This window comes from Cupriavidus sp. 05T313, assembly GCF_056396665.1.
Map to the genome: position 1 here is coordinate 1 of NZ_JBFTLX010000509.1, position 1,339 is coordinate 1,339.

Consider the following 1,339-nt stretch of genomic DNA (forward strand, 5'->3'; position numbering starts at 1 on the left):
ACCAGGCCGACCTGCAGGAATCGAATGACCGCCTCAAGGGCGACCTGGTGCTGGTGCGATACCGGGCCGCGCCCCATCGTTCCCCTTATGGGGATCGCAACCCGCTCATGCTGTCGCCCCAGGAGCGTGCCGGGGCCAACCTGATGCAGTCGGCGCGCAATGGTCCGCACAATCCCAACCATCGCATTCCCTATCCGGTTAACCCTGACGAAGTGAAGGAGTTCCAACAATGAAGCGCTATATCGCGGCACCGCGGCGCATTGCCCTCGGCAAGGCCATTCTCCTGTCCCTGTTCCTGGCCGGCTGCGCTGGCGGCAGCGGCATCTCGACTGATCGCTCCGACAAGTTCGTCTATGCCTCGCTTGGCGGGGTCAACCACACCGCCAAGTACATCCATTGGTTCTCCATCGATGGGCAATGGGGCGGCAATATGCGCGCCTACGGCAGTACGTCGGGAACGTGTTGCGTCGGCGTGCCGCGGGTCTACCGTCCCGGCATGCAGGTCGAGGTCAGCTGGAACGCGCCAGAGGGCAGGAAGGACGTCATCAAGACCAAGGTGGTCGAGGTCGAGCCCTACACCAAGGCAGGCACCATCTATGCCCACATCTATCCGAACGACGTGGTCCGCGTGGTCGTGTCGGCACTTGACGGCCCACGCAACCCTAATCATCCCATTCCCTATCCGGTCAATCCGAACAAGTCGAAGGAGCCCCAACAATGAAGCGCTATATCGCTGCCCCCGACCGCACGCTCACGCCAGATCCGGCCAAATGCTGCAGCCTGACGCCGGGCGAGGTTATGGGCATATTGGGGATCAAGCTCGCCGGCCACTCTGAGGGCAAGCCGGTATGCAATACCGTGGTCAACGTGGGGCTGTTCTTCGATGGCACCAACAACAATATGGAGCGCGACTACAAAAAACCGGAAGCTGCCAAGCGCTTTCATAGCAATATCGTTCGCCTGCACAATGCCTATCCTCCGGAAGAGAGAAATAAGCCGGGGGAGAGCGAGTACTTTTACCGCGTCTACCTGCCAGGCGTGGGCACGCCCTTCCCGCAAATTGGTGAAATGGGCGAAAGCACCTACGGGCGGGCCTTCGCCGCCGGCGGGCAGGCCCGCATCCTGTGGGGCCTGCTGCAGATCTACAACGCCGTGCACCGAGCGGCCTTTAGTGACCGGGCCATGATGGACGATGACGAGATCGCCGCGAAGATCAAGGACTACGAGCGCCGCGTCGACCACCAGCAGCGGCCCGACCCGGAGGACCCGCCGCGCAAGCGCAAGGACTGGTTCGCGCCGCTGACGCAGGAACTGTCGAAGAAGCTGCGCGCCAGGCTCG

General features: G+C 62.4%; 2 protein-coding genes and 1 pseudogene. All 3 read left to right on the forward strand.

From position 1 onward, the window contains the following. The coding region (locus AC1DKD_RS41310) for a hypothetical protein (protein WP_477144756.1) at positions 1-233 on the forward strand (233 nt) is incomplete at its 5' end. Continuing rightward, positions 230-721: a DUF3304 domain-containing protein gene (locus tag AC1DKD_RS41315; RefSeq protein ID WP_441637741.1), complete on the forward strand. Its 492-nt coding sequence runs from the start codon at positions 230-232 to the stop codon at positions 719-721. The genes AC1DKD_RS41310 and AC1DKD_RS41315, both read left to right, overlap by 4 nt. Then, positions 718-1,339 (forward strand): annotated as a pseudogene (locus AC1DKD_RS41320) (hypothetical protein); the annotation flags it as partial. The gene AC1DKD_RS41315 and the pseudogene AC1DKD_RS41320, both read left to right, overlap by 4 nt.

What these genes read in the sequence shown, in the direction of transcription:
- AC1DKD_RS41315 (WP_441637741.1), top strand. Translation starts at nt 230, where the DNA reads ATGAAGCGCTATATCGCGGCACCGCGGCGCATTGCCCTCGGCAAGGCC.